Source organism: Rhizobium leguminosarum bv. viciae USDA 2370 (genome assembly GCF_002008365.1).
Lineage (GTDB): Bacteria > Pseudomonadota > Alphaproteobacteria > Rhizobiales > Rhizobiaceae > Rhizobium > Rhizobium leguminosarum.
Genome location: NZ_MRDL01000054.1, coordinates 392,967 through 409,991 on the forward strand (window position 1 = coordinate 392,967; position 17,025 = coordinate 409,991).

The 17,025-nt window shown below is 60.0% G+C and carries 20 protein-coding genes, 1 tRNA gene and 1 pseudogene; 13 read left to right on the forward strand and 9 right to left on the reverse strand.

Annotation, left to right across the window (positions count from 1 at the left end):
- Positions 1 to 12: 12 nt before the first annotated feature.
- Together rpmH and BS629_RS39045 are read right to left on the reverse strand one after the other, a co-directional pair.
- On the reverse strand, positions 13 to 147 hold the full coding sequence (gene rpmH, locus BS629_RS33745; protein ID WP_003545006.1) for a 50S ribosomal protein L34: 135 nt from the start codon (positions 145 to 147) through the stop codon (positions 13 to 15).
- Between the two features lie 154 nt (positions 148 to 301).
- Positions 302 to 445, reverse strand: coding sequence for a hypothetical protein (locus BS629_RS39045; protein WP_155256975.1), 144 nt, complete (start codon positions 443 to 445; stop codon positions 302 to 304).
- Positions 446 to 565: 120 nt separating this feature from the next.
- On the opposite strand from BS629_RS39045, the gene BS629_RS33750 reads away from it, so the two are divergent.
- From BS629_RS33750 to BS629_RS33765, 4 genes are all read left to right on the forward strand, one after another.
- Positions 566 to 2,563, forward strand: coding sequence for a methyl-accepting chemotaxis protein (locus BS629_RS33750; protein WP_018516581.1), 1,998 nt, complete (start codon positions 566 to 568; stop codon positions 2,561 to 2,563).
- Positions 2,564 to 2,720: 157 nt separating this feature from the next.
- Positions 2,721 to 4,241, forward strand: coding sequence for an ATP-binding protein (locus BS629_RS33755; protein WP_018244555.1), 1,521 nt, complete (start codon positions 2,721 to 2,723; stop codon positions 4,239 to 4,241).
- A 122-nt stretch (positions 4,242 to 4,363) separates the two neighbouring features.
- A tRNA-Arg gene (locus tag BS629_RS33760) sits at positions 4,364 to 4,440 on the forward strand.
- Between the two features lie 58 nt (positions 4,441 to 4,498).
- Positions 4,499 to 5,275 (forward strand): hypothetical protein, encoded by a 777-nt coding sequence (locus BS629_RS33765; RefSeq protein ID WP_018516580.1) that lies wholly within the window; start codon positions 4,499 to 4,501, stop codon positions 5,273 to 5,275.
- 325 nt (positions 5,276 to 5,600) lie between these two features.
- Here BS629_RS33765 and BS629_RS33770 read toward each other — a convergent pair whose 3' ends face one another.
- Together BS629_RS33770 and BS629_RS33775 are read right to left on the reverse strand one after the other, a co-directional pair.
- Positions 5,601 to 5,846 carry a DUF982 domain-containing protein gene (locus tag BS629_RS33770; protein WP_003588894.1) on the reverse strand — a complete coding sequence of 82 codons (246 nt, stop codon included), beginning with the start codon at positions 5,844 to 5,846 and terminating at the stop codon, positions 5,601 to 5,603.
- Between the two features lie 171 nt (positions 5,847 to 6,017).
- Positions 6,018 to 6,539, reverse strand: coding sequence for a hypothetical protein (locus BS629_RS33775; protein WP_018244558.1), 522 nt, complete (start codon positions 6,537 to 6,539; stop codon positions 6,018 to 6,020).
- A gap of 160 nt (positions 6,540 to 6,699) precedes the next feature.
- On the opposite strand from BS629_RS33775, the gene BS629_RS33780 reads away from it, so the two are divergent.
- Positions 6,700 to 7,500, forward strand: a complete 801-nt coding sequence (locus tag BS629_RS33780; RefSeq protein WP_018244559.1) for a hypothetical protein — start codon at positions 6,700 to 6,702, stop codon at positions 7,498 to 7,500.
- The gene (locus tag BS629_RS33785) at positions 7,497 to 8,054 is read left to right on the forward strand and encodes an SEL1-like repeat protein (protein WP_018244560.1); all 558 of its coding nucleotides are present in this window, start codon (positions 7,497 to 7,499) and stop codon (positions 8,052 to 8,054) included. Before BS629_RS33780 ends, BS629_RS33785 begins: the two co-directional genes overlap by 4 nt.
- Positions 8,055 to 8,142: 88 nt before the next feature.
- Here the strand turns inward: BS629_RS33785 and BS629_RS33790 are convergent, their stop codons facing one another.
- Both BS629_RS33790 and BS629_RS33795 read right to left on the reverse strand, forming a co-directional pair.
- Positions 8,143 to 9,621 (reverse strand): hypothetical protein, encoded by a 1,479-nt coding sequence (locus BS629_RS33790; protein ID WP_018244561.1) that lies wholly within the window; start codon positions 9,619 to 9,621, stop codon positions 8,143 to 8,145.
- Between the two features lie 187 nt (positions 9,622 to 9,808).
- Positions 9,809 to 10,264: a hypothetical protein gene (locus BS629_RS33795; protein ID WP_018244562.1), complete on the reverse strand. Its 456-nt coding sequence runs from the start codon at positions 10,262 to 10,264 to the stop codon at positions 9,809 to 9,811.
- A gap of 211 nt (positions 10,265 to 10,475) precedes the next feature.
- Between BS629_RS33795 and BS629_RS33800 the strand changes: the two are divergent.
- Positions 10,476 to 11,062, forward strand: a pseudogene (locus BS629_RS33800) (hypothetical protein).
- Between the two features lie 86 nt (positions 11,063 to 11,148).
- Here the strand turns inward: BS629_RS33800 and BS629_RS33805 are convergent.
- Positions 11,149 to 11,850, reverse strand: a complete 702-nt coding sequence (locus BS629_RS33805; protein WP_018244563.1) for a class I SAM-dependent methyltransferase — start codon at positions 11,848 to 11,850, stop codon at positions 11,149 to 11,151.
- Between the two features lie 200 nt (positions 11,851 to 12,050).
- Between BS629_RS33805 and BS629_RS33810 the strand changes: the two genes are divergently transcribed.
- The 3 genes from BS629_RS33810 to BS629_RS33820 all read left to right on the forward strand — a co-directional run bounded on the left by BS629_RS33810 (position 12,051) and on the right by BS629_RS33820 (position 13,391).
- A complete protein-coding gene (locus BS629_RS33810; RefSeq protein ID WP_026188598.1) occupies positions 12,051 to 12,371 on the forward strand; it encodes a hypothetical protein in 321 nt (106 codons plus the stop codon).
- Positions 12,372 to 12,562: 191 nt separating this feature from the next.
- Positions 12,563 to 12,934, forward strand: a complete 372-nt coding sequence (locus BS629_RS33815; protein WP_018244565.1) for a hypothetical protein — start codon at positions 12,563 to 12,565, stop codon at positions 12,932 to 12,934.
- Between the two features lie 154 nt (positions 12,935 to 13,088).
- On the forward strand, positions 13,089 to 13,391 hold the full coding sequence (locus BS629_RS33820) for a hypothetical protein (RefSeq protein WP_018244566.1): 303 nt from the start codon (positions 13,089 to 13,091) through the stop codon (positions 13,389 to 13,391).
- Here BS629_RS33820 and BS629_RS33825 read toward each other — a convergent pair.
- Positions 13,385 to 13,708 (reverse strand): putative quinol monooxygenase, encoded by a 324-nt coding sequence (locus BS629_RS33825; protein ID WP_018244567.1) that lies wholly within the window; start codon positions 13,706 to 13,708, stop codon positions 13,385 to 13,387. The genes BS629_RS33820 and BS629_RS33825 overlap by 7 nt on opposite strands.
- A gap of 5 nt (positions 13,709 to 13,713) precedes the next feature.
- Positions 13,714 to 14,745 carry an NADP-dependent oxidoreductase gene (locus BS629_RS33830; RefSeq protein WP_018244568.1) on the reverse strand — a complete coding sequence of 344 codons (1,032 nt, stop codon included), beginning with the start codon at positions 14,743 to 14,745 and terminating at the stop codon, positions 13,714 to 13,716.
- A 107-nt stretch (positions 14,746 to 14,852) separates the two neighbouring features.
- Here BS629_RS33830 and BS629_RS33835 point away from each other — a divergent pair, with 107 nt between their 5' ends.
- The 3 genes from BS629_RS33835 to BS629_RS33845 all read left to right on the forward strand — a co-directional run bounded on the left by BS629_RS33835 (position 14,853) and on the right by BS629_RS33845 (position 17,002).
- Positions 14,853 to 15,410 carry a TetR/AcrR family transcriptional regulator gene (locus tag BS629_RS33835; protein WP_018244569.1) on the forward strand — a complete coding sequence of 186 codons (558 nt, stop codon included), beginning with the start codon at positions 14,853 to 14,855 and terminating at the stop codon, positions 15,408 to 15,410.
- Positions 15,411 to 15,681: 271 nt separating this feature from the next.
- The gene (locus BS629_RS33840) at positions 15,682 to 16,347 is read left to right on the forward strand and encodes a class I SAM-dependent methyltransferase (RefSeq protein WP_018244570.1); all 666 of its coding nucleotides are present in this window, start codon (positions 15,682 to 15,684) and stop codon (positions 16,345 to 16,347) included.
- Between the two features lie 19 nt (positions 16,348 to 16,366).
- Positions 16,367 to 17,002, forward strand: coding sequence for a TetR family transcriptional regulator (locus tag BS629_RS33845; protein ID WP_018244571.1), 636 nt, complete (start codon positions 16,367 to 16,369; stop codon positions 17,000 to 17,002).
- Positions 17,003 to 17,025: the final 23 nt, after the last annotated feature.

The following is a 17,025-nucleotide window of genomic DNA, read 5'->3' on the forward strand; positions in this document are numbered from 1 at the left end:
GGCTACCCGGCCTTACGCCGACAGACGATTGCGGCCCTGCGCGCGGCGGGCTGCGATGACCTTGCGGCCACCCTTCGTGGACATGCGGGCACGGAAACCGTGGCGACGCTTGCGAACAAGCTTGGATGGTTGGTAGGTACGCTTCATTTATTTTAAACACCGCGGAGTGCGGCCCTTCTTGAATTTGCATAATGCAAGGAGCGTTGTTTTTCGAACGGGCGGGCCATGAAAGGCTTGAGTGACCGAACGTGCGCGGGCTTATAAGGATGAAGCCCGCAAAAGTCAATTATGCCGGATAATTTCACTCTGCACTGCCGGCCTCGAAAGTAATTTCGCACTCTGGTGTTAAGAAATAAGGCATGCCCTGAGTGGTTGTAGTTTTGCGCCGCGGCAGATCGATCTCCCCGGTTTTCAGGCGTTTACGCCGCCCGACCGCATTCGGCACGGATCATTTCCGAAGCCATAATCGTAAATATTAGAAATCTAACTTTAATAAATTTCGCCGATATTCAACCATCGACTGGGAATTTGCTTTCCAGGCAGTGGCGTAGCTAGGAGCATTGCATTGAAGATCCGGGGCAAAATTAATCTGCTGGTTTGCGTGATGGGTGCGGTCGCACTTCTGATCGGCGCAACGGCATTGTCGGCCATGCACGAATACAGTCGCAACCTGACGGCTTACGAGCATGCCGCCGCCCGCGCCTATGCCGGCGAACGGCTCAACCGTTTCGTCACGGCGGTGGTCATGGAATCGCGCGGCATCTATGCGGCCAAGACGATCAAGGATACGCCGAACTTCGCCAAGGGCCTGATGGCCGACCTCGACGAGATCGACAAGGTCATCTCGGGCTGGGCGCCGCTCGTTCCCGAGAGCCAGAAGGCCGATTTTGCCAAGCTTGTCGCCCGCGCCGCGGAATTCCGCACCTTCCGCACGGAGACCGCCCGCCTCGGCACGGAAGTCGGCCCCGAAGCCGCCGGCCAACAGGGCAACAATGACGCCAACCGCGCCAACCGCAAGGCGTTCCAGGCGGAAATCGATGCTGTGGTCGCCACCGACAAGGCAGCACTGGAAACCGTCAACGCCGAGATCGAGAGCTTCCGCTCCCAGGTGCTGATGCTTGTGCTCAGCATCACCGGCATCGGCATCGCGGTCGGCATCGGCATGGGCTTCTATATCGGTACCAGCCATCTCAGCCGCCCGATCAAGCGCGTCACCCATGCGATCAAGGAAGTCGCCGACGGCAATTTCGACGCCGAGGTCCCCTTTGCCGGCCGTCCGGACGAAATCGGCGAGATGGCCGCAGCGGTTGCTGTCTTCAAGGCGAACGGCCTCGCCGTCAAGCGCTTGAACGCCCAGGAGGCGGCGATGCGCGCCAAGAGCGACGACCTGCAGTCGAGCATGTCCGTCGTCGTGGCTGCGGCTGCGGCCGGCGATTTCGGCCACCGCATCAGTAAGGACTACGAGGACGACAACCTCAACCAGTTCGCCGGCAACATCAACACGCTGCTGTCGAGCGTCGATGCCGGCATCGGCGAGACCCGCCGGGTCATCGCAAGCCTTGCCGACGGCGACCTCACCCAGACGATGAGCGGCAACTTCCAAGGCGCCTTCGCCGAGCTGCAGCAGAACGTCAACAATACCTTCGTCACCCTGCAGGCGACGATGCGCGAAGTGCGCGAGACGACGGAAGCGATGAACGGCAACACCGCCGAGCTGCGCAATGCCAGCGACGACCTGTCGAAGCGCACCGAGCAGCAGGCAGCCGCCCTCGAAGAGACCTCGGCGGCGCTCGACGAGATCACCGCCGTCGTCCAGAATTCCACCGAGCGGGCGCATGAAGCCACCATCATGGTGTCGGAAGCCAAGGAGAATGCCGGCCGCTCCGGCGTCGTCGTGCGCAATGCCGTCGAGGCCATGGGCCGCATCGAGCAGGCCTCGCGCGAAATCAGTCAGATCATCAATGTCATCGATGAGATCGCCTTCCAGACCAACTTGCTGGCGCTGAATGCCGGCGTCGAGGCCGCACGCGCCGGCGATGCCGGAAAGGGCTTCGCGGTGGTGGCGCAGGAAGTGCGCGAACTCGCCCAGCGTTCGGCAACGGCTGCCAAGGACATCAAGGCGCTGATCACCAAGTCGGGCAACGAGGTGCAGGTTGGCGTCAAGCTGGTCCAGGCAACCGGCGAGGCGCTGGCCGAAATCGGCACCCGCGTTATCGCCATCAACGACCATATCCATTCGATCGCGACGGCTGCGACCGAACAGTCGACCGGCCTCAAGGAGGTCAATACCGCCGTCAACCAGATGGACCAGGTCACCCAGCAGAATGCTGCGATGGTGGAAGAGACCTCTGCTGCCACGCACAGGCTTTCGGCCGAAGCCGGTGGACTGGTGCGCCTCATTGCCCGCTTCAAACTGTCGGATGATGCGCCGGCAGCTGTGGCGCTTGTCCGCAACGAGCCGCAAAGACCGGTTGCCTCGCCCGCCCGCCGCGCGATCGCCAAGGTCGCCCGCGCCTTCGGCGGCAATGCGGCCGCAGCCGAGCAGAGCTGGGAAGAGTTTTAAGCTTTACTGATCACGCGACTTCGAACGCCGCCTTCGGGCGGCGTTTTCTTGTGGCGACATGACGCTGCTCGCAAAGATTTGAAAGCGGAGCGTATTGGTCTAATATAGAGCTCAGCGGTAAGGGCGGCCGACGTGCTGCCGATCGGGCGAGACCAGAATGCCGAACCAAGATCAGGGCGATAATCCTTCGGCGGAAAACCCGGCGGCCGGCGAGGCTGCAAGGGCGCCGTGCCCGCCTGCCGGCCTGTTCGGCGGCCTTTCCGGCAAGCTGCTCTGGCTCACCGTCGTCTTTATCATGCTCGCCGAAATCCTGATATTCTTCCCCTCTGTCGCCAGCATGCGCGTACGCTGGCTGCAGGACAGGCTGAATACGGCCGCTGCCGCCGCCATCGTCATCGATGGGCTGCAGCCGGTCGAGCTGCCACGCGCGCTGCAGAAAGAGACCTTGGAGGCGACCGGCACCAAGGCGATCGTGCTGCGCAAGGACGGCACCTCGCGGCTGCTGGCGACGACCGATATGCCGACCTCCGTCGACGAATCCTACGATCTCACCGACGTGCCGCCGGTAACGGCAATCCGCGATGCGCTCGACACGCTGGTTTTCGGCGGCGGCAGGATGATCCGCGTCTATGGTCCCGTCGGCGACACCAATACCGGCGTCGAGGTGGTGATGAAGGACAGGCCGCTGCGCAGGGCGATGTTCGTCTATTCCCGCAATGTCCTGTTGCTGTCGGTGCTGATCTCGCTGTTCACGGCGACGCTGATCTTCTTTGCGATCAACCGCATCCTCATCGGCCCGATCCGCCGGCTGACCGGCAGCATGCAGCAATTCTCCTCCGATCCCGACAACCCGGCCCATATCTATATCGGCGATGGCGGCCGCGACGAACTGGCGGTCGCCGGCCGCAACCTCACCTCGATGCAGATGGAGCTGCAAAAGACGCTGAAGCAGCAGAAGAATCTTGCCGCTCTCGGCCTTGCCGTTTCCAAGATCAATCACGACATGCGCAATATCCTGGCGTCGGCGCAGCTGATGTCGGACCGGCTGGTCGATGTCGATGACCCGATGGTCAAGAGCTTCGCTCCGAAGCTCTTGCGCACCATCGACCGCGCCGTCGGTTATACCACCGAGGTGCTGTCCTATGGCAAGGCGAGCGAATCCGCGCCGCGCCGTCGCCACATCCGCCTTTTGGAACTGACCCAGGACGTCAAGGACATGCTGGCGATCGATCCGCTCAGCGGCATCGAATTCGCAGAGCAGATCGGCGCCGAGCTTGAGGTCGATGCCGATGGCGAGCAGCTTTTCCGCGTCATCCACAATCTCTGCCGCAACGCCCTGCAGGCGCTGACGTCGCCGGGCGAGGGGGGGCCGGGCTCCGTCAGGCGCATCACCGTCTCCGCCCAGCGCGTCGGCAGCGTCGTCAGCATCACGGTGGATGATACCGGCCCCGGCATGCCGCTGAAGGCGCGCCAGAACCTCTTTGCCGCCTTCCGCGGCTCGGCCCGCTCCGGCGGCACCGGCCTCGGCCTCACCATCGCCCGCGAACTGGTGCTTGCCCATGGCGGCACGATCGCGCTGGTGGAAAAACCGACGGTCGGCACACAGTTCCGCATCGAGATCCCCGATCGCCCGGTTTCGCTGGAGGATTACCGCAGCCGGACGCACATCGAAAAGTGACAGGGTTTCGCAAGGCGCGGCCGCAAACAGGCAAAGACGCGATTTTTTCAGAAATGCTCTTGCATTGTCCCGAAGGACGTTTTAGAGGATCGCCACGCAAGCGGCACCGCCGCATTTTGCACGCACCCGTAGCTCAGCTGGATAGAGCACCAGACTACGAATCTGGGGGTCAGGAGTTCGAATCTCTTCGGGTGCGCCATTCTTTATAGCGATTGTGGGTGGCAAATAAGGGCCAGTATGAGGCGCTCGCAGTGACTATGCTCATTGCCTCCATGGACCACAGTCCTCAAGAAATACCCAATCATCGTGACGTTTGGCACACTTCCGCTCTTCTGGTGTCTGTCAGCGCCGAACAGTGGGGTTGGGGCGAGACGCTTGGACCGTTGCTAAATCCACAAAGAAAGAAATTGCGGAAATGGGCGGCAAGGCGCGCCGATCGTTACCGAAGCGAGTTTCGTCGGCAGTTTCCCATGGTGTTGGCGGGTAGCAGCGTCTTCGCCCTTGGGCTAAGCGTTCAGGGCGGAACAATAATTGATTCCTTGCCCGAGTTGATTGCCCAAATGGGTCTCGATCAGAACCTACGTGTTTCGGGACAACAAGTGACGATCGTCGGCCTAGCGTCCGGCCCGAACTTTACCATCTCTACCGTTCAAGCCGCATCCGTCATTTATCTCATGCACTTTATCTGTCGTATGCACGCGTTGATTCGCGATGAGCTGCGCGACGGTGAAGGAGCCCAATTCGTATCATGTGATTGGCAAATCAGTCCGGACAATTTCCCTCTTGGAGTTGATGGACCGATGGCCGCCTTGTTCTCCATTGCGGCAAACAGTGCTGCGAACCTGCGTCTAGTGAGTGGCAATCTCAGAGTATTGACCCATTATCTTCATGGCGATCCGGGGGTCGATGTCTGCGACAACTTAGCGGGAATGTTAAAGGATGATCTAGCACGCGGATCGTGCACCCTTGAATGCTTTGAACGCCCTACAATGGGCGGCATGTACTGGGAAATTCATTCTGCCGATAACGTATAGAAGCAGGACGCAGCAATGACACTGCGTGCCGCTGATAGCGCTAAGGCTGCGCGTATCATAGTGCGCCAGCAAGATGTGGTTGCAGTTTCATCCTCTCCGGTGGGCACTGGCGGCATTACGTGCCCGAGCTGGGTAAAAGCTTTTCAAATTCCGTCTCTGTGAAATCTCAATTCGACAACGAGACGAGAGGTGCCCGGCCAGGCCTTGCTTGTGCGATATAAGACGATGAACAGCGCCGACGCTGCGGTCATCGCTCGCTGGAAGCCGCCGCGTCGCGCTTCCTTCGTGGAGGCATCAAGCCGAACAATAAACCAGGCATGTGGCCTCATTCCTTGATCGGGATTCCGGCTTCGATCGCCGCTTCGATGAACGCCTGCCGCGCCTCTTCCCGGTTTCGTTTGCCCGACATCACATCCGCGCAAACCGCACAAGCCCTATCCAAGGCGGGACCCTCTTCGGTCGGCCAGTCCTCAACCAGCGCCCATGTTGCGGCCTGGGTCGTCTGGATCACCACCCACTGATCCGGGCCCTCAAGGGCGAGCGTCACCGGTTTCTTCCAAATGGTCTGCATGATCTCAGGATCTCCGCTGCGTGCTCTCTGTAGGCTGCTCACATAGCGCGGTTGATCCAGCGTGGCGAGGTGAAGGGATGAACGAGATGCTTTTCTTAATCAGTGAATTGCTGGGATATGCTTTTCGAAAGGGGTTTCGTGCCGCCGTTTTACGCGCTTATGCGGAGCCTCCTAGAATTCCTGCACGAATTCACACGCCAGCAAGGTTTTGCCTGGCAGGGCGTCGCCTTGGCGGGCAACGATGGAGACCTTTCCGGGGCCGGCCATTCCGGGTTCCGGCTGCAGATCTGCCGGCAGCTCGCGCGAATAGCCCTTGGTGGCTGTGCCGAGCAGATCGGAGGTCTCCGGCTTCAAACCGTATTTCAAGGCCAGATCGTCAGCGCGCTCGCCCTCGATCAAGACGCCAACAGCGTTGCTTGCAAAGAAAATCTCGGTCGACTTAAAGCCGTCGCGGTCTATCTGGTTCGGGAGTTTGTAGATCGCCGCGCCCAAGGATGACGTGTCCGGCTTGGCCAGAGCTTCCACGACATCATAGATCTTCATTGCCGATGTCATCGTATAGGGTGGCTTACAAAGGGCTGCGTCAAAGAATTTGTCATTGGCCGAATCGGCAAGAACCGGTCCGGCCTGAAATGCCGCAAAAGCGACGCACGCAGAGAAGGCGGCGTAACGAATGAATTGAGCGTTGTGCATGGAATATTCCTGAGAATGCTGTAGCGGGTTGGTAGTCGTGCAATGCATCCGGATGCTTAGGGGATTCGAAGCAATTGTGCTACCTTAAGTTTACCTCTCGACATTTTCGAAAGGGCTGCCAAATGTTTAGCGGAAGGTGGCGGTGGAGACGGAAATTTAAATGACGTCACTCACCCAGGCGCAAATCGCCAAATTTCAGGGCATCGCAGGCAATGCTCCATCGATTTCACCAAGCGATCCAAAGTCTCTTCTCAAGGCCACGGCTAGCCTGCTGGATGAAGACGATCTGCAGAGCATCGCGCGTGCTGACTACGGCAACGACACCCATGAACATCTCACCCAACTCGTTGACATCGTCCGGCTGTGCGAATTGCCCTCGCCATTGAAATGGCATCCCCGTGAGGTTCTGGAACTGACCCGGTGGTCTGAACCCGAACAACAGGATCCCGGCATGGCGGCGAGACTATCGAGGCAGTGCGCGTTCGCGTGCACGGTTCTCCTCGTCTCCTATGGCGATCCGCGCAACGCGGGTGCTTCTTATGGCAGCAACCAGACACTCATAAGCTTGGTCGGCAGCCTGGAAGCGCTCGGGTTGGACGTCGAGGATGAGGTTCTGTCGCTGTTATCCTGGCTTATTCCGCGCCTGCCCGAACATGAAGCGGGAGAAATCCCCTTCTTCGGACTGGCCATGCTGTGGTTCGCGCTCGGCAGCAGGCACCAATGGAACGACGCAGCACTTCTCGGTCTCTGCGAGTGGATCATGGTCACCGAGGAGGCAGCCAGGCGCCGCAAATCCATCGTCTTGGGCGCAAGCGGATCGTGGCTGGTTTCGGGAACTGGCTATGACACCCATATCGACCGGTGGCAGAAATTGGGGCGAAAGCTGGTGGGTCGGCTCGACATGCGTGACGGCCCGGACGTCAGAGAGGCAGTTCTACTGATCGGAGCGATGCTGACATGACTGCGTCCAATGAGGAGATGGCCCAACAATTGTACAAACAGAAGCGTTATAAAGAAGCCCTCCCTCTTCTGGAGGAGGCCGCAAATGCCGGATCTGCCTGGGCTCATGGAGTGCTTGGTTGGATGTATTGGTATGGCCACGCTGTTCGAAAGGATAGAGATCGATCGCTTCACCACTACCAGCTGGCCTATGACGGCGGAGACGAGTCCGCTGCAAATCCTCTTGGGCTCAGCCATTTCGACGCGGGACGCGCCCAACTCGCGCTGGAATGGTTCCGGAAAGATCGCCATTACCCGATATCGTCGCTCTATTGGCAATACAGGACGATCGAGGCGCATCCCCATTTGGCGCGATATGCCGACGAAGCCGACGAGATTCTGTTGGAAGCAGCCGATAGCGGCCACCTGTTCGCGAAACGCGATGTGGCGTTTCGAATGATGAAAGGGCACAAGCGCTTCGGGACACGACTCCAGGGTTTGTTTCTATGGTTGGGTGTCTATCCCGATCTGTTCCGTCTGGCTCGTGCCGATTCATATGATGAACGGCTTCGCTAAAGCATGTCGCGCAAAACTGTGCAGCGGTTTAGCGACCGTGACATGCGCAAAACCAAAGACAGAGGCGCGGACGACACAGGTGGCGCCCTCATGGGCGTAACCGTACGAGAATCTTGGCCCCGGGAACCCTCAGCTGTTCCGCCATCGCTTCCAAATCTTTCCTATCCGTTTCCGCCAGAACGATGTGACCATCCATGATCGGCTCCCTCATCCAGGGTTCCATGACGACCTTGTCGTTGATCAGCATCTGCGTTTGTCGTCCCAATACCGCTTGGGTGAAATCGCGGAATGTGACGGCGCTTTCCGGGGTGAGCTCGATATTCAGGCCATGGTCGTAGGACACGGGGGACAGGGTTACCTCCGCACTCTTCACCTCAACCGAGACAGGCGCGATCGCCTTGGCCGCGTCATTGTCTGCAGCAACGGTTGTATCTTGCGATGCCGTCGGTGGGGCAGGCGGTGTCGAAAGCTCATCCAGGATGCTCGGCCCGGCCTTGGCCGATGGCAGCGGCTCGATATGCAAATCGGGCGTCTGCAAGTCTTTTGCCGTCAGCACGGTGGGAAGCTGCAGGCTGGCCGGTATATCCTCGCGTTTGATGTGGGTGTATGTGCGCAACGTCGTCCCTCCTGCCGCGACAGTCACGATCTCCGACGCTTCGAGCGTCGAGCCATCGTTGAGGGACACCACGAGCTCGACGCTTCGGTTCTTGCTGGCGCGTTTGAGGGAAGCCAGTTGATCGGCCGTGAGGTTCTTTGCCCGCTCGGCAAAGTTGCTCATCAAATTTGCGATCGCCGGCTGCTGCGACTGGCTGAAAACTGCGGCGTCGGCTTCCTCCGACAGGGAAAGGGTTGCCGTGCGTGCGGTTGCGTCGGTGGATTCCAGGGTCCAGCTCGACGTCACCGGGACATTGACGCCGCCATAATCTTCGTCTCGCGAGGTCGCCGAGGCCTGACCAATCTCCATGGTCTCCGCCCGATAGGATTGCCCCGTGGCAAGCAGTTGCGCCTCCGGCACCAAGGCGGCAACAATCTGAAGAGGGTCTGCCTCCAGCTTGGCGATGATGTCATAGACCCCGCTTTCCGCCGCCGCGGGAACTCCATCCGGTCCATTGGCCGCCATCTCCCGCATGTGCGTCACGATCTGATCGACACCGGAGAGATCGCGCGGGTTGCCGTTCAGGTCGGTTTCGAGTTCGAGCGCAGCGGTGCCATAGGCCGTGAGGGAATTCCGATAGAGCAGGTTCATCTGATAGCTGTCGGCAAGGCCCGCAATGCCTTCCGGCAAGTCGGCGCTGAGGGACCAGCGAACCCGCATGCCGTCTTCATCCCGCGACAGGACCGTCATACGTTGGCGAAACGCGCCGCGCATCGTCATGGCCGAGGCGCCTGGCTTGTCGAACCAGAACGACATATCGGTCTCGGTCGCTTTTTGAACGCGGTAGCTGCGCTCGACGCCCGTCGCCGGCGCGTAGCCCGGGATCTCGATGCCGCCGGCAGACCACGCCGGATGGGAGAGTGTGAGGCACAGGCAAAACCAGGCAAATCTCTTCCAGTGCGGTGATGTCATGCGTGCAGGGCCTCTGAACATTGAGGGTTGTGGGGCGCCGTCCGGCTGCCGGCCCGCGAGCATATTTGCATATGAAGAGGATGGGTAGTGCCGTTGCCGCAATAATCGTTTTGCGCGAAACTGCTTCAGGTTTTCAAGATTGAGATCAGGAGATCAAGGCTCAGCTTCTTCGGCTATAGGGTCTCTCTCAACCCCCTTCGGATTCTCTTTTCCACGACGCGCCGTTGCAAATGATATAGGAGCATTCGTCCTTATTGCCCTCATCCCATCCCGGCCAGCAGATCACGACGCGATGGAATTTGGCGTTGCAAAGCCCGTGGTTTGCCAGCGCACGCGGATCATTCAAGAAATAGGGGCTTATGGCTTTGTCGCGGGTCCATTCAGGCACCGCCTTCCAATCAGCGGCGCCACCCTCATCGCTCAAGGGGGCGACCTGGCAAGACTTCCAGTTGGACAGCACGATGGTCTGATCGCAGGGAAAGGCTTGGACAGCGCTTGCCAGTAAGATCGAAACCAATGCCGACAATCGCCGGATGCAAACGACCACGCTCTTCTCCCCCATACCGCTTATTCGCATCGTGCTTCTACCCCCGAGATTCATTGCAGGGATCCTAGCAGAAGGGACTGGATAATAGAAGATCATAACTAAGAATATTTTCCTAGTTCATGGATCGTTCTTGCGCTAGGTTTGCCGCCATTGCAACCATGGACTGTCAGATGTTGAGCAAATTTTTTCTCAGAGATGAGATGATGGTGTGGACGAGCTTTGGCCGTCACGCGCTGCATGAACGGAGTTCCCGCAACAGGCTCCGGAGGGCGGGCGGATACCGATCGACAACACGGGCGAGGGGCTGATGGCGGAATTCAACCCTCGCGACAAAAGTCGAACCAGTCAGGGAAAGACGCGGGCAATGGTGCGCAAGCATATCGCTCCGCCGAGCCGGACGGATGACGGTAGCCTTCGCTGGCAATGGTTCACCATTCAGTTGCTGGAATCTGCGGCCTTCACGACATTGAGTGCGAATGCCTGCCGCGCCTTCTTCCGCATCGTCATCGAGCACGCGTCGCACGCCGCCTTGGAAAACGGCAAGCTTGTCGTGACCCATCCTCAATTCGTGTCTTACGGCGTGACCGGCGAATATGTAGCCGATGCGATCGATGAGCTCGAATATAAGGGGCTGATAAAAGTTCGCCGCGGCCGGGCGGGCAGCGGTGTCGCGCATCCCAACCGGTTCACGCTGACTTTTGTCGGTGACCATGAAGGCGCGCCACCCACCGACGAGTGGAAGCGATGCACGGCGGAAAGGTGCCGGAAATGGTCCGAGACCGACCGCAAGATTGCCGCCGACAAACGCGGGCGCGTCGGCAGGAAGAAAAAATCCCACTTCGGAATCCCGAAATTCCCCCGCTTCGGGATTCCGAAATCCGCCGCGCTTCGTGAGGTATCGACAGCGAGAAACGTTGAATGATTTCAATGTCGCAACCAATTTCGGGATTCCGAAGTGCTATATAGATCTTGGTGGGGAGTTACTGACGAAGACACTTTGCCACGATCAGGAACTCCGTCTCCCGCCCCCCGATCTTCCCAGCCGAAGTCGTGCGAAGCAGAAGGCCGAAAGCTTCATAGAGCCAATAAAGCGGGGGAATTCGGTCCTTGAGCGCGTACACCTGCGTCGACACATACTCGCCGACGAAGACGACATCCATGCCGAGTTCCTTCAATGTTCCTGCAATCTCCGAATGGGATGCCTCCGCGGCGTGCTCGACGCGGAAGGGGGCATAGCCCGGTTTTCCGGCGTTTTTCTGCCTGAGCACGTAGCGATAGAACAAGACGTGGGTCCACCAGGGTGTCAGATCGGTGAAGATCCCCTTGGCTGAGTTCAGGATCGGACCCTTGACGAACACCAGACCACCGGGAGACAGGGTGTCATGGGCTCTCAACAAGGCAGAGCGCGGGCTTTCCAAATGCTCGAGAACGTCCCAGAAGACGCAGGCGTCGAAGCGGCGATCTCCATAGTCGATGGTTTGAGCATCGCCGAGGATCCGCTCAGCGGCGTCCTTGTTCTTCTCGAGCTGCTCCTTGGAGATATCGACAACGGTATATCTCGCTCCTTGCAAGGGGATATGCGTGCGAGAGCCACCTCCAACCTCAAGGATATTTGTGTCGGTCTTGCTGGAAAACGCTGATTGTGCGTGCGACAGCGCGTCGTTTACCCACGGCGAAGCCATAATCTTTCCCTCCTGAAAGATTAGCGTTTACGACTATAAGTAAGCATTAATATAATATTTTAGCAATATTTTAAACATATCTAGTTGAGTGGCGCCGTCTGGTCGGAATTGGCAGGCAACTCGTCAGCCTAGTTTCGCGCAACCTTCCTGATGTATCCGCAGGTCTGATGATCTTTGAGGCGCTTCAGCCGGAGGAATGCATGACGGTGGGAATTATTCGGGCTCTGGCTGCCCTGGCGATGATGACGGGCCTTGCCGGCTGCATCGACCATGCCAATGATCCCGTACTCCTGGCGGTCGGCGTGCCGGTCAATCCGCCTGCTGTTGCGCACGGCCTGTGCATGACCGACGGCAACGCCATGTATGATGAGGCGAGGAAGCAGTATCAGCTGCGCGCCCAGCTGACCGGGTATGCCGGAGCCGATGAGCTGGAGGCCGAAACGACGGCGCGCGCCGCCGCCCACCGGCAATATGTCGCCTGCCTCTCCGGCCAGGGCTACCGGACATTATACGCGAATTGAGAACAGAGAATTCAGCTTTCCTCACCAGCGCCGTTCGAGCCCTTCTGCTGATCGCGACTTTTCACGTTTTTCAGCGATTTAGTCACGTCGGATCGCCTGCAATCACGAGTTTTGGAATTACATGTGAGCCGCGGAACTCCGCACCCGGGAAAGGCATTCTCTCGAGATAAATCCAGTAAGGAGGGTTTATCATGAAGATGCTCAGGCTCACCCCTTCCAGCGCCGCACTCGGCGCCCTTCTCGCCCTCGCGTCGATTGTCCCCGCGCGAGCCGCACCCGTCCAGACGGGCTCCCCGCCAACTGTCTCGGACGTGAAAATGGTGCAATATAAACCACATGCCGGGTCCTGGCATGGCTATCAGGGCTTCCGCACCGAGCGCCCCGGCACCCGCCGCCATTCCGATGGCTACTGGTATCCACTTGCCGCTTTCGGCGTCGAGGCCGGCACCACGGGCTCCATCGTCCGCCCGCCGGTGAACAGGCCGGCAGCTCCGGAAATGTGCAACCCTACGTTTTCTGGATCGATCGGCCCCGGTAGCATGCCCTGTGATAACGGCTATTGAGCCGGCAAATGAAAGAGGCGGCGATGAGCCGCCTTTTTCTCGATCGGGCCGCCGCTCACATATCCGTGACCCCCGCTTTGGCACCGTAGTATGTGACAGATCGCCTTCCTAACTCCGGGGCGTAAATTCCACGAATCCTCCCAAGGAGACGATCATGACCACGACTTTCAAGCACGACCTGATGGCCGCTGCCTTCGGCGCAATCCTCGGCCTCTCGGCCTTCTCGGCCACGGCAGCTCCCCTCCAGTCGAGCGCGACGGAGCAGGGTGCAGCCACGCGTCCGGTTGCCCAGCAAGAAACCACGGTGCAGCACGACAGGCGCACGACCGGTTCGATCGGCGAGCGCGCCTCGGAAACCACGGGCTCGACACATTATATGATGAACCCGAAGAAGCCGCTCAACATGGATTGCAAGCTCGGCTTCAACCCGACGAGCAGCTCCAGCTGCAATTACTGACGAGACGCTCGGCCGTTCGCCATCGCGAGCGGCCGTTCTTCCAGAACGTCATAGGCTGGCAGATCGACTTTCATCCTGTCCCTCCAGGTCTCCAGAAATGCCAGGGTCTCGCCTCCCTCAAGATGGGCCGTCAATGATTCCCGATCCTGCCAGCGTTGAGCGACCAGAAAGCGTCCGGTCGGCCCGTCCTCCAGGACAATGCCGTAAAAGAGGCATCCCTCTTCAGTTCTCGTGCCGAGGCTGATCGCCTCAACGTCGGTGACGAAATCATGAAGGTCGGACGGATCAAGGTGGATGTAGCCCATGAGGATAAGCATGCTTGTTACGCCCCCTTCTTCAATGGCATGACCGTGAGCACGATCTTGCCTTGGATGTGGCCTTTGGCGGCGCGTTCGTGCGCCTTGCGAGCCTCGGCGAGCGGGTAGGTGCTGTCTATGGCGACGCGGATCGTCCCGTCATCGAGCAAGCGGCCGACGTCCGTCAGCTGGCCCCCGCTCGACCGGACCTGGGTTGCCGAGACCGTGACGCCCAGCTTCTCGGCATCCTCGGCACCGGCAAAGCCCAAGGGGTACACCGGGAACAATGCGCCGCCGCGCTTCAGCGTGCGCAGGAAGCGACCTGATGTCGGCCCGCCAAGCGCGTCGATGACAAGGTCAATGTCATGCGCGACGTTCTCGGGTGGCGTTCTGGTGTAATCGATGAATGCGTTGGCGCCGAGTTCGAGCAAGAGGGATTCATGCTTGCCCGATGCCACGGCGATGACGTCAGCGCCTTTCAGTTTGGCGATCTGCAGCGCGAAATGCCCGACGCCGCCGGCCGCCCCGTTGACGAGCACGGTCTTGCCCTTGAGCGGCACGGGCTGATGCCTATGCGGCTGAAGCGGATTGGGCTCGTTGTGCCCCAGTTCGATCATGAACTGCCACGCGGTGAGCAGCGACATCGGCGCGCCGGCGGCATGCACGTGATCGATGCCGGCAGGCTTGAGGGCAAGATCCGACGCCGGCACGCTGACATACTCGGCATAGGCCCTGCTTTCCCCGACACTGAAAAATCGAACCATGGAGTAGACCTCGTCGCCGACGGAGAAACCTCCGACATCGTCGGCGACCGCTTCGACGACACCTGAGACATCCGTGCCCAGAATGATCGGGAACGGCACTTGCGGCCGCCATTCCGGCGGAAGCGCCTTATAGCCATCGCGCAGGTACCAGTCGGGAGGATTGATGCCGATAGCGTGCACGCGAACAAGGACCTCTCCCGGCTTCGGCTCAGGCTTCGGCGCGTTCTCGTAGCGCAGCACCTCGGGGCCGCCAAAGGCATGAATCCGGATCGCTTTCATTGTTTCACCCGACATCGCTTTTCTCCATCAGGACAGATGTGCTATTGAATTCGGAGCGCTGCCCCGGTTTATCCGGAGCGCCGCCCCGTTTAAGCGGAGCACTGCGCCGCTTGTCAAGAGGTATGATGAGAGCCGACGCGAAAAAGAACTACGATCACATCCTCGCCGTTGCCCGTGAACTGCTGACGGGAGGAGGTGCCGATGCCTCGCTGCGCGACATTGCCCGCAAAGCGGGGGTGGGGGATGGGACGCTGTACCGCCACTTTCCGACGCGGGAGGCGCTGCTGGAGGCGCTTCTCCGCAACGGCTTCGACGCGCTGAAGGAAAGGGCGCACGCACTCGAAACGTCGAACGAGCCCGATGCCGCTCTGGTGACCTGGCTGCGGGAGGTCGTCGCTATGGCGCATCATTATAGTGGTGCCATTGCCGCGGTGGTCGCCGCGATCGCCGACGAAGGCTCCGCGCTTCATGCCTCCTGCGTCACCATGAAAGCAGCCGGAACGCGCCTGCTTGTCCGCGCCCAGGCCGAAGGCGTGGCGCGATCCGACATGGACGGGACGGATCTGTTTGCAATGGTCGGAGCATTGGCATGGATCGGCGACCAGCCTTCGCTCGCCCCACGCGCGGATCATCTGTTCGACATCATCTCGAGCGCGATCCTGACGGGCAAAGTGCGATGACCAGGCTGAAATCCGTTCGATCTCGGCGACCGACAGGCGACGGGATGATCGGTGGCTGCAACGATGACAGTCATTCCTCTCGCATTTGCGGCACAAATGTTGCGTCGAATGCAAAAATGCAATAAGTACAGAATCGTGCAAACTGGTGACAGTGGGTGTTGCGAAAAGCCGCAGCCAAGAGCGATTGACGCGTCTGCCTTGGAATTGCCATGCTCGCCGCGATGGTCGCATTTCATAATCAATCGAATTTCAGACACAGGTGGGGATAGTCATGACTGCAAAGGCCGCATGCTCCGATTTCCTGCATTTTTTCCGCTCCTGGATCAGCAACCCGCTTCGGGTCGCGGCCATCGCGCCGTCGGGGGATTCGCTTGCCAGGATCATGACCAGTGAAATTGCCGCACTCGACGGTCCGATCATCGAACTCGGCCCGGGAACCGGCGTCTTCACCCGTGCGCTGTTGGCGCGCGGCGTCAGTGAGGCGGATCTGACCCTGATCGAGTATGGCCCGGAGTTCATCAATTCGCTGCAGGCGCGGTTCCCGACGGCGCGCGTGTTACAAATGGATGCCGCCCATCTCTCCCATGCCGATATTTTCGAAGGCGAACCGGTCGGCGCAGTTGTCAGCGGCCTGCCGCTTTTGTCCATGTCGCCGCGCAAGATCACCTCGATCATGGCTGGCGCCTTCGCCTATATGCGGCCGGGCGGGGCGGTTTATCAGTTTACCTATGGTCCGCGCTGCCCGGTGTCGCGGCCGATCCTCGACCGTCTCGGCTTGAAGGCGGTGCGCATCGGCGGCACGGTGCGCAACCTGCCGCCGGCCTCCGTCTACCGGATTTCGCGCCGCAAGCCGCTGGAATTGTCGAGCGAGCGCTATCGCCAGAGCGACACCGAAATCGACGACGTCGCCGCCTTTTCCAACGAAACCGGCGGCTGAACGATGATGCCGGGCCGGAATGGCTGAGAACAAGCGGACGGAGACCACGGAAGGCAGGCGGGAACGCAAGCGTCGGCAGACGCGCGAGCGCATCGAAAACGCTGCGATGACCCTGTTTCTCCAGCGCGGCTTCGACGCCACGACCATCGAGGACATCACCGAAGCGGCCGATGTCTCCAAGCGTAGTTTCTTCGATTATTTCCCCTCCAAGGAAGAGGTGGTTTTCGCTTGGCAGGATAGCTTTGCCGATCGGCTGATGGCGGCAATCGCCGCAAGGCCTGCAGATGATTCTTCCGTCGAGGCGGTCGAGGCGGCAATCACCGCAACCGTCATCGCCTCGGTTGACGAGCGCGGCCTCGCGCTTGGCGAACTCATCCGTCGCACGCCGGCGCTGAAGGCCCGCGATCAGCTGAAATACGCCAGGCTCGAACAGAAGCTCGCCGAGGCGCTGCTGCTGCGCAAGGGAAATGATCCAGAGCAGCGGTCGCGCATGCGCCTCCTTGCGGCGATCGTCATCGGCGCGCTGCGCGTCGGTGGCGAACTCTGGCAGCAGCGCCCGCCGGGCGCCTCGCTTGAGGATTTCGCCCGGGAGATCTTCGCCGACCTCTGGAAGATGCTGGCGGAGTTCGGCGACCAGGCGAAGACCAGGCTTTGACGTACGTCGCCTGAGGATCAGCG

Excerpts from the sequence above, each read along its gene's own strand:
- rpmH (WP_003545006.1), bottom strand. The coding sequence starts at position 147 with ATGAAGCGTACCTACCAACCATCCAAGCTTGTTCGCAAGCGTCGCCAC.
- BS629_RS33755 (WP_018244555.1), top strand. The coding sequence starts at position 2,721 with ATGCCGAACCAAGATCAGGGCGATAATCCTTCGGCGGAAAACCCGGCG.
- BS629_RS33765 (WP_018516580.1), top strand. The coding sequence starts at position 4,499 with ATGCTCATTGCCTCCATGGACCACAGTCCTCAAGAAATACCCAATCAT.
- BS629_RS33770 (WP_003588894.1), bottom strand. The coding sequence starts at position 5,846 with ATGCAGACCATTTGGAAGAAACCGGTGACGCTCGCCCTTGAGGGCCCG.
- BS629_RS33775 (WP_018244558.1), bottom strand. The coding sequence starts at position 6,539 with ATGCACAACGCTCAATTCATTCGTTACGCCGCCTTCTCTGCGTGCGTC.
- BS629_RS33780 (WP_018244559.1), top strand. The coding sequence starts at position 6,700 with ATGACGTCACTCACCCAGGCGCAAATCGCCAAATTTCAGGGCATCGCA.
- BS629_RS33785 (WP_018244560.1), top strand. The coding sequence starts at position 7,497 with ATGACTGCGTCCAATGAGGAGATGGCCCAACAATTGTACAAACAGAAG.
- BS629_RS33790 (WP_018244561.1), bottom strand. The coding sequence starts at position 9,621 with ATGACATCACCGCACTGGAAGAGATTTGCCTGGTTTTGCCTGTGCCTC.
- BS629_RS33795 (WP_018244562.1), bottom strand. The coding sequence starts at position 10,264 with ATGATCTTCTATTATCCAGTCCCTTCTGCTAGGATCCCTGCAATGAAT.
- BS629_RS33805 (WP_018244563.1), bottom strand. The coding sequence starts at position 11,850 with ATGGCTTCGCCGTGGGTAAACGACGCGCTGTCGCACGCACAATCAGCG.
- BS629_RS33810 (WP_026188598.1), top strand. The coding sequence starts at position 12,051 with ATGACGGTGGGAATTATTCGGGCTCTGGCTGCCCTGGCGATGATGACG.
- BS629_RS33815 (WP_018244565.1), top strand. The coding sequence starts at position 12,563 with ATGAAGATGCTCAGGCTCACCCCTTCCAGCGCCGCACTCGGCGCCCTT.
- BS629_RS33820 (WP_018244566.1), top strand. The coding sequence starts at position 13,089 with ATGACCACGACTTTCAAGCACGACCTGATGGCCGCTGCCTTCGGCGCA.
- BS629_RS33825 (WP_018244567.1), bottom strand. The coding sequence starts at position 13,708 with ATGCTTATCCTCATGGGCTACATCCACCTTGATCCGTCCGACCTTCAT.
- BS629_RS33830 (WP_018244568.1), bottom strand. The coding sequence starts at position 14,745 with ATGTCGGGTGAAACAATGAAAGCGATCCGGATTCATGCCTTTGGCGGC.
- BS629_RS33835 (WP_018244569.1), top strand. The coding sequence starts at position 14,853 with ATGATGAGAGCCGACGCGAAAAAGAACTACGATCACATCCTCGCCGTT.
- BS629_RS33840 (WP_018244570.1), top strand. The coding sequence starts at position 15,682 with ATGACTGCAAAGGCCGCATGCTCCGATTTCCTGCATTTTTTCCGCTCC.
- BS629_RS33845 (WP_018244571.1), top strand. The coding sequence starts at position 16,367 with ATGGCTGAGAACAAGCGGACGGAGACCACGGAAGGCAGGCGGGAACGC.